Below are 7,822 nucleotides of genomic sequence, written 5' to 3'. Positions count from 1 at the left end.
GGACGATCAGGCTCACGTCGCGCACGACCTGTCGCCGCTTGTAGCTCTTGGCGACACCGGCCACGACCAGCCCCTCGGCGGCGCCGATGTCGCGCGCTGACCTTCTCCAGGCGCACCTTCTTGGTGTCGGTGAGATTCTGCACCGCGCGCAGGGCCGTCACCTCATAGGCGCGGTCCTTGGACCGGCCGCTCAGATGCGGCTCCACCATGGTCAACCCGTCGCGGGAGAAGAGTACCGTCGGCAGCTTCAGGTCCGGGGCGAAGCTGAACAGAAACACGCGCAGGCCGACCACGCCGGCCACGCCGAGCGCCAGGATCGGCAGCACGACCTTGAGCAGCCGGACCAGCGTGGAATGACGGCGCGCAGCGCGGCGCTCCGTGGCCGCAAACCGCCCCGTCGCCGCCCGGACGTCGTCCGGCGGCGTTTCGGCATGGGGGCGGGGCGGACGCTTCAGCATCGTCTCGGACTGTCCGGAGCAGGGGACCGGGCGGAAACCGTCGGTTCCGCATCGCAGCATGGTATGGCGGGCAGGCTTCTGCAACTGCGATCGGCCGGCCCGGATCAGCCTCGGTGCGCGATGTGGCTTATGAATGGTCGAAAATATCCGATTCGATCCAACCGAGCAGGTCGAGCCGGGCCCTGGTCGGCAAAAACCGGAAACAGGCCTCGGCAATCTCGGTGCGGCCCTCGCGCGCCAGCAGCGGATCCAGACGCGCCTTGAGCTGATGCAGGTGCAGCACGTCGGAGGCCGCATAGGCGAGCTGGGCCTCGGTCAGATCGTCGGCCCCCCAATCGGAGCTCTGCTGCTGCTTGGACAGCTCGACCCCGACCAGCTCGCGGGTCAGATCCTTGAGGCCGTGCCGATCCGTGTAGGTGCGCACCAGCTTGGATGCGATCTTGGTGCAATAGACCGGTGCCGGCATGATGCCGAACGTGTGGTAGATGACGCCGAGATCGAACCGGGCATAGTGGAACAGCTTCAGGATGCTCTCGTCGGCGAAGAGCTTTTCGAGATTCGGCGCCCGCGTCTGGCCGAGCCTGATCTTGACGACATCGGCCGTACCGTCGCCCGGCGACAGCTGCACCACGCACAGGCGATCGCGATGCGGGTTGAGGCCCATGGTCTCGGTATCGATGGCGACGCTGCCCTGGTAGCGGGACAGATCCGGCAAGTCGCCGACATGGTAGCGGATGGTCATCGTGTGCGGCTCGGTCCAGATCCTGCGGGCCGGGTGTCCTATCACGGCGATGATCACGAGACCATGCGTTTCCACGGATCGGCCGGATCACAGCGTGGCGACCGGGTCGACATGCAGGATCCGCCATGCACGACGCGTTCATGAGCATCTCCAGACGTCCGGGAACTGAATTGACCTTCAGGCGTCCTATTTTCCTAATAATTCGGATTCGAACCCAGGAGCATGAATGATCGAAGCAAGATCGAAACTGGTTCTCGTTCTGGAAGACGAGCCCATCGTGGCGATGTTGATTGAAGACATGCTCAACGAGCTTGGATGGAGGCAGGTCACTCTGGTGGAAGACATCACGGAAGCTCTTGATGTGACAAGCGCGTCCGCGATTGCCTTTGCGATCCTGGACCTCAATATCGACGGGATGCGCAGCACCGCCGTTTCCGACGATCTGCGCCGGCGCGGCATCCCGTTCATCGTCGCCACCGGCTACGGTCCCGGTGCCCTCGACCATGTCGGTCACGACGTCCCGGCACTGCAGAAGCCGTTCATCATGCAGGAACTGCAGGCCGCCATCACCCGGATCATGCCGGCGACGGACCTCTGACGGGCAGGCGCCGGCGGCGGGCCTCGCCGGGTCGGCGACCGACGCCCAAGAGGCAGCCCTCCGATCGGCGGCACGACCGCCGCGGCGTGGGTCGACGGGCGCCACCTGCATTGGTATAGGAGGACCATTCCAACCGTCCACGAACCGGCAACAGAAGCGACCGCCTGATGACCGACGTCACCCTGGTGGCCTGCGCGAAGAACGAAGGCCCCTATCTGCTGGAGTGGATCGCGTATCACCGACGGCTCGGCTTCAAGGAGATCGTCGTCTACGACAACGGCAGCACCGACGGCAGCGCCAGGCTCCTGGCCGGGCTGGCGGCCCTCGGGGTGATCACCTTTCGCCGGCAGCCCGACCGGCCCCGGCGCGGCCCGCAATTCTATGCCTACACGGATGCGGTCCGCTGCTGCCGTACCGAATGGGTGATGTTTCTCGATCTCGACGAGTATCTCGTTCTCGAGCGCGTCAGCACCCTTCCCGAACTTCTGCGCCGCTTCGACGACGAGGTCTCACAGGTCGGCTTCAATTGGCGCGTGTTCGGATCCTCGGGCCGGAAGGAACCCGGCGAGGGCCTGATCATCGAGCGCTTCCTGTCGGCCTCGTTGCCGCAACAACCCGTCAACGCTCATCTCAAGTCGGTGACGCGTTGCGATCGGATCGCGCTCGTCAACGTGCATGCCGCTTTCCTCAGTGAAGGCATCGCCGTCCATCCGGACGAGACGCCGGTGCAATTCGGCAAGGTGCACGGCATTTCGCAGGAGATCCGGCCCGCCGCCGGCCGGGTTCATCACTATGCGGTCAAATCGGAAGCCGAGTTCCTGGGCAAGATCGCCCGCGGCCGCGGCACCATCGCGGCGGGGCAGCCGCAGAAAAAGCGCGGCAATCCGGCCCAGCTGTTCAAGTCGCTCGATTTGAACGATCTGCATTGCCCGGACCTGCTCGCCGTCGCCCCCGCGATCCGCGCCGACATGGCCGAACTGGCCGCGCGGCTCGAAGCGGCCGAAGCCTCGCCGCTGTTCCGGCTGTCGCGGGCGTTGCGTCAGCGCTGGTCGGGCATCGGTCAGAGATTGAGGGTGCCGACGGCGCGGATCGCGATGAAACCGGGCGAACAGTTGCGCCCGTCGTCCGAGGCCGCCGGCAAGATCGGACCTTTTGGCCGCGGGCGCAGAAAGGCGCCCTGAGCACCGGAACCGGTTCAGCGCACCGCTTTTTTGCGCCGCATCAGGCGCTTCAGCCAGCGCAGCACGACCGGCCGCCGGCTCGATCCGGGGCCCGAGGCCTTTCCCTGCCGGACATTGCGCGAATCGGGCGCGCCGACCGATCCCTGCGTTCCGCTCGCGGTATGGCGTGCCGGGTCCGTGCGGTTGGCACGACCCCACCAGACCAGGTCGAGTCCCGTCGCGGCCGCCAGAATCTCCCGCGCCGCGGGGTCTTCGATGTCGAACTCGACGAAGCGGGGGTCGCCGCCGAAGCGCAGCCGCACGGCCGCATAATGTGCCTGGATCCACTGTTCCAGTTCCGCATCCGACCGGCCGCGCCCTTTCGGCAGCCCCGGAACCTCGGCGAGCATGATCCGACGATGCATCCGCCCCCAGCCGCGCATGCTGGCGATGGTCTTGGCGGGATCGCGCGTGTTCAGGATGAAGAGACAGTCGGGATAGTCGCGGCGAATCGCGTCGAGCACCGCCAGGTCGAGATTGGGCCAGTAGTTCAGGCCCCGGCCGGGCAGGCAGACATCCGCCTGCGTCACGGCGTCGTAGCGTTCCAGACCCGCAAAGGCCGGGCGGCCGGCCTCAATATTGGCCTGGATCAGAACGCCGACGAAACCTTCGTTGATTCGCCAATGCGCCGTGCGCCAGCCGGCCGTCGACAGGGCACGGGTGATGGTCGTCGTTCCGGTTTTTGGAAAGCCAACGACCATGGCACGCAAGGGATCTGATTCCTCGTCACGGCGCTTCGATCTGCCGTAGCAACGATTCGGCGATCGCTAAAAGGCCGACGCAAACCGTGTTGCTTGGGTCCATCGAGCCGGGAATGTCCCGCTCTCGCCGAACCGGTCGATTCTGTCCGCGAAGATCGCCTTCCGCCGCATTGTTCGGATGTGGGTGTCGATCTTAACGTCCAATCAACAGCTCCGCTGTTGATTGGTGCCCAGGAGAGGACTCGAACCTCCACGGCTTTCACCACTGGTACCTGAAACCAGCGCGTCTACCAATTCCGCCACCTGGGCAACGGCGGCGTGATTACGGCTTCGGGACGGGCTTGTCAATGAGGGTCTCGGATGTTCGTGCGGGAGACGCGATGCCGCTCTGTTGCGGGGAAACGCGACTTCACCGAACATGCGCGCCACAGGCGGCCGTGAGTCGGGTTCGGTCGTTCACAGGTTTTTTTCGGGGCAATTGCGCCCCTCAAGCCGCCGCTCGTGCGGCCTCTCGTGGAGGAATTCCGATGTCGAACCTGCGATCCGTTCGTTCCCGCCGGCGCGGAGCGGCCGGGCTCCTGTTCGGTCTCGCGGCCAGCGCCGCAACCGTGGTTCCGGCTGCCGCAGGCGACAACTGGATCAGCCGCGCCATTTCCGAGCGCGACGCGTCGGTTCTCAGCCGCACGGACGGGCCGGCCGCGACCAAGGAAGTCGAGACGAAAATCATCGGCGGCACCGTGGCGCCGTCCGGCAAGTGGCCGTTCATCGCCGCGCTGGTGCAATCCTCCCAGCCGATCGACTGGAACGGACAGTTCTGCGGCGCGAGCATCATCGCCTCGCAGTGGATCCTGACCGCCGCCCATTGCGTCTACGACCTGACCAACGCGGCTGACGTGCAGGTCCTGGTCGGCACCCAGACGCTTTCGACCACGTCGACCAGCAACGGCACCCGCTATACCGTCGACGCCTACACGATCCATCCGAGCTACGATCCGGACAGCCAGGACTACGACGTGGCGGTCATCCATCTGTCGTCGGCGATCCCGAGCCCGTCGACCGTGCCGATGCTGACCAGCGCGAAGTCGTCGCTGGCCGATGCCGGCGACAACGCCACCGTGATCGGCTGGGGCGATACCAATGCCAGCAGCGCGACCAGCTACCCGACCGCGCTCTACCAGGTGACGGTCCCGGTCGTGGCGCAGAAGAAGTGCCAGAAATCCTACGGCTCGGACTCGATCACCGACCGCATGCTCTGCGCCGGCCCGAAGAAGGGCGGCAAGGATTCCTGCCAGGGCGATTCCGGCGGCCCGCTGCTGGTCCAGGATACGAACCAGACCTGGTATCAGGCCGGCATCGTCAGCTGGGGCAACGGCTGCGCCAAGAAGAAGTATCCGGGCGTCTACACCCGGGTCACGACCGTGGAATCCTGGGTCGAAGGCGTGATGTCGGTCGATGCCTTCGTGACCACCGACGCCGCCAAGTGCCGGACCGTATCCGACTCGTCCAAGCTCACCTGCCTCGCCGACGCGCTGCGCGGCGCCAACGGCCGCATGGCCGGCTTCCTGAAGGTGTTGCGCGCCAAGGCCGGCACCGGCAAGGCGGCGGTGGACGTCAGCCAGTCCGCCTGGAGCGCCTCGCTGACCGGCCTGTGCCGCTTCGCCGAGCAGACCGGCGGCAGCACCGGACGCCAGGCCTGCATCGTCGAGGAGACCGAGCGCCGCGTTTCGGCGCTGGGCGCCATGACGGCAGCCCTCGACAAGTAGGGCGGCCGCGACCTTCGCACCCCGCTGCGGGCGTCCGGGAAACCGGGCGCCCGCTTCGCTTTCCCAGACGACACGGCCCGGGCAGGGCGACGGCCGGCGAAAGGCCTAGCCGATCCGGTCGTTCCCGCCCTTCACAGCCGGGCGCCAAGCCGGTATGAACCCACCGTTCAGACCCCGCGCTGCGCCGCAGCGAAGAGCCCGCCACGGGCTCCGGCTTGCGGCAAGGCCCAATCCGGGACCCGCCATGACCGCACCGCTCAACGGAAAACTCGCCACCGTCTTCGGCGGCTCCGGCTTCCTCGGCCGCTATGTCGTCCGCGCCCTCGCGCAGCGCGGCTGGCGCGTCCGCGCGGCGGTGCGCCGGCCCGATCTCGCCGGCCACCTGCAGCCCTACGGCGTCGTCGGCCAGATCCAGGCCGTGCAGGCCAATATCCGCCCGGAATACCGCTGGTCGGTGGAGCGCGCCGTCGAGGGCGCCGATGCGGTCGTCAACCTGGTCGGCATCCTGGCCGAGTCCGGTCGCCAGACCTTCGCGGCCGTCCAGGCCAACGGCGCGCGCGTGGTCGCCGAGGCCACCGCCAAGGCCGGCATCGATACCCTGGTGCAGCTTTCCGCCATCGGCGCCGACCCGGCCAGCGCGGCCGACTACGGCCGCAGCAAAGCCGCCGGCGAAGCCTCGGTGCGCGAGCGGGTTGCCGGGGCGATCGTGATGCGGCCGTCGATCGTCTTCGGCCCCGAGGACCAGTTCTTCAACCGCTTCGCCGCCCTCGCCCGCCTCTCCCCCGTCCTGCCGCTGATCGGCGGCGGCGAGACGAAGTTCCAGCCGGTCTATGTCGGCGATGTCGCCGAAGCGGTGGCGCGCGCCGTCGAGGGCCGCGCGACGCCCGGCACCGTCTACGAGCTGGGCGGCCCGGACGTGAAGAGCTTCAAGGAATGCATGGAGCTCATGCTGGAGACGATCGGTCGCCGCCGCATCCTGGCGCCGGTACCGTGGGGCGTCGCCCAGGTCCAGGCGCGCATCCTGCAGGCGCTGCCGGGCGCGCTCCTGACCGTCGACCAGGTCGAAATGCTGAAGCACGACAACGTCGTCTCGGCGGCCGCGATCGCGGAAGGCCGCACGCTCGGCGGCCTCGGCATCGAACCGAAGAGCCTCGCGGCGGTGCTGGCCGGCTATCTGTGGCCCTACCGGGTGCACGGCCAGTTCACGAAGAGCCGCGCGGCCTGATCGGCTGCGCCATTCGGCCGAAGGATTTCAGCGGGCGGTCCGGAAGGGCCGCCCGTTTTGCGTCGGCGTCCGCGGCGACCGTCAGAGGACCGCAGCCATGACCATGCCGGGGGCGGCCCGGTAGGCCGGCGCGATCTCGGCCGACTTGCGCAGATGCCCCTGCGGGAAGGCCAGGACGGCGATCAGCCCGAGCGTGCCGACGGCGATGCGCCACCAGGCGAAGGGCGCGAAGCCCCGGCGGGAGACGATCTCCAGGAACAGCTTGACGACGATCAGGCCGGCCACGAAGGCCGCCGCGAAGCCGAGCGCGATATATTGCGCATCGGCGAAATCGAGCACCGACTTGTTCTTGTAGAGGTCGTACACGAAGGCGCCCACCATGGTGGGCATGGCCAGGAAGAACGAGAACTCGGCCGCCGAGCGCTTGTCGGTCCCCATCAGCAGGGCCCCGGCAATGGTCGAACCGGAACGCGACACGCCCGGGATCATCGCCAGGCACTGGCAGAAGCCGATCTTCAGATAGAGCGACATCGGATAGGCCGTGATGTCGGTATAGCGCGGCTTCAGGCGCATCCGGTCGATCATGAGCAGGATGATGCCGCCGACGATCAGCGCGATGCAGATCGTCACCGGGCTCTCGAACAGCACTTCCTTGATATATTTGTGCAAGCCGGCGCCGATCACCGCCGCCGGCAGAAAGGCGATCAGGATGCCGGCGACGAAGCGGCGCGCGCCCGGATCGCTCGGCAGGGCGAGCGCGATGCCGAGCAGCCGGCGGAAATAGACCAGCAGGATGGCCAGGATGGCACCGAGCTGGATCAGGACCACGAAGGTCTTCCAGGATGCCCCCTCCCCGTCGACCCCGAGAACGTGGCCGAGCAGCAGGAGATGGCCGGTCGAGGAGACCGGCAGGAACTCGGTCAATCCTTCGACGGCGCCGAAAACGAGGGCCTCGACGGCACGATCAAGATTCATGCAATGACCTCTCGGCTAAATTCGCGGATGCCGGCGCGATCGGGGTTGTTCGGGGGCTGTGGCGGCTCTATACCGCATCGCCATCCGAATGGCCAAGCGACCGGCGCCCGCTCCCGACCAGGGCGCGACCGTCCGTTTCA

At 67.2% G+C, this 7,822-nt stretch carries 7 protein-coding genes, 1 tRNA gene and 1 pseudogene; 4 read left to right on the top strand and 5 right to left on the bottom strand.

From position 1 onward, the window contains the following. Together ABB55_RS30380 and ABB55_RS13830 are read right to left on the bottom strand one after the other, a co-directional pair. Positions 1-458 (bottom strand): annotated as a pseudogene (locus tag ABB55_RS30380) (hypothetical protein); the annotation flags it as partial. Between the two features lie 127 nt (positions 459-585). Continuing rightward, positions 586-1,200, bottom strand: coding sequence for a ribonuclease D (locus ABB55_RS13830; protein WP_054362049.1), 615 nt, complete (start codon positions 1,198-1,200; stop codon positions 586-588). Positions 1,201-1,426: 226 nt separating this feature from the next. On the opposite strand from ABB55_RS13830, the gene ABB55_RS13825 reads away from it, so the two are divergent. Together ABB55_RS13825 and ABB55_RS13820 are read left to right on the top strand one after the other, a co-directional pair. Beyond that, positions 1,427-1,798, top strand: a complete 372-nt coding sequence (locus ABB55_RS13825; protein ID WP_054359325.1) for a response regulator — start codon at positions 1,427-1,429, stop codon at positions 1,796-1,798. Positions 1,799-1,965: 167 nt separating this feature from the next. Further along, positions 1,966-2,979, top strand: a complete 1,014-nt coding sequence (locus ABB55_RS13820; RefSeq protein ID WP_054359324.1) for a glycosyltransferase family 2 protein — start codon at positions 1,966-1,968, stop codon at positions 2,977-2,979. 14 nt (positions 2,980-2,993) lie between these two features. Here the strand turns inward: ABB55_RS13820 and ABB55_RS13815 are convergent, their stop codons facing one another. Together ABB55_RS13815 and ABB55_RS13810 are read right to left on the bottom strand one after the other, a co-directional pair. Further along, positions 2,994-3,719 carry a sulfotransferase gene (locus ABB55_RS13815; protein ID WP_054359323.1) on the bottom strand — a complete coding sequence of 242 codons (726 nt, stop codon included), beginning with the start codon at positions 3,717-3,719 and terminating at the stop codon, positions 2,994-2,996. 224 nt (positions 3,720-3,943) lie between these two features. After that, a tRNA-Leu gene (locus ABB55_RS13810) sits at positions 3,944-4,028 on the bottom strand. Positions 4,029-4,246: 218 nt separating this feature from the next. On the opposite strand from ABB55_RS13810, the gene ABB55_RS13805 reads away from it, so the two are divergent. Further along, on the top strand, positions 4,247-5,482 hold the full coding sequence (locus ABB55_RS13805) for a serine protease (protein ID WP_054359322.1): 1,236 nt from the start codon (positions 4,247-4,249) through the stop codon (positions 5,480-5,482). Between the two features lie 244 nt (positions 5,483-5,726). Then, positions 5,727-6,707: a complex I NDUFA9 subunit family protein gene (locus ABB55_RS13800; RefSeq protein WP_054359321.1), complete on the top strand. Its 981-nt coding sequence runs from the start codon at positions 5,727-5,729 to the stop codon at positions 6,705-6,707. Between the two features lie 81 nt (positions 6,708-6,788). Here the strand turns inward: ABB55_RS13800 and ABB55_RS13795 are convergent, their stop codons facing one another. Further along, positions 6,789-7,682: an undecaprenyl-diphosphate phosphatase gene (locus ABB55_RS13795; RefSeq protein WP_083463606.1), complete on the bottom strand. Its 894-nt coding sequence runs from the start codon at positions 7,680-7,682 to the stop codon at positions 6,789-6,791. Between the last annotated feature and the right edge of the window lie 140 nt (positions 7,683-7,822).

Origin of the sequence: Prosthecodimorpha hirschii, assembly GCF_001305515.1 — a bacterium.
GTDB classification, from domain to species: Bacteria; Pseudomonadota; Alphaproteobacteria; order Rhizobiales; family Ancalomicrobiaceae; genus Prosthecodimorpha; species Prosthecodimorpha hirschii.
The sequence above is the reverse complement of the archived record's forward strand: the minus strand, read 5'-3'. Positions and strand labels throughout refer to the sequence as shown.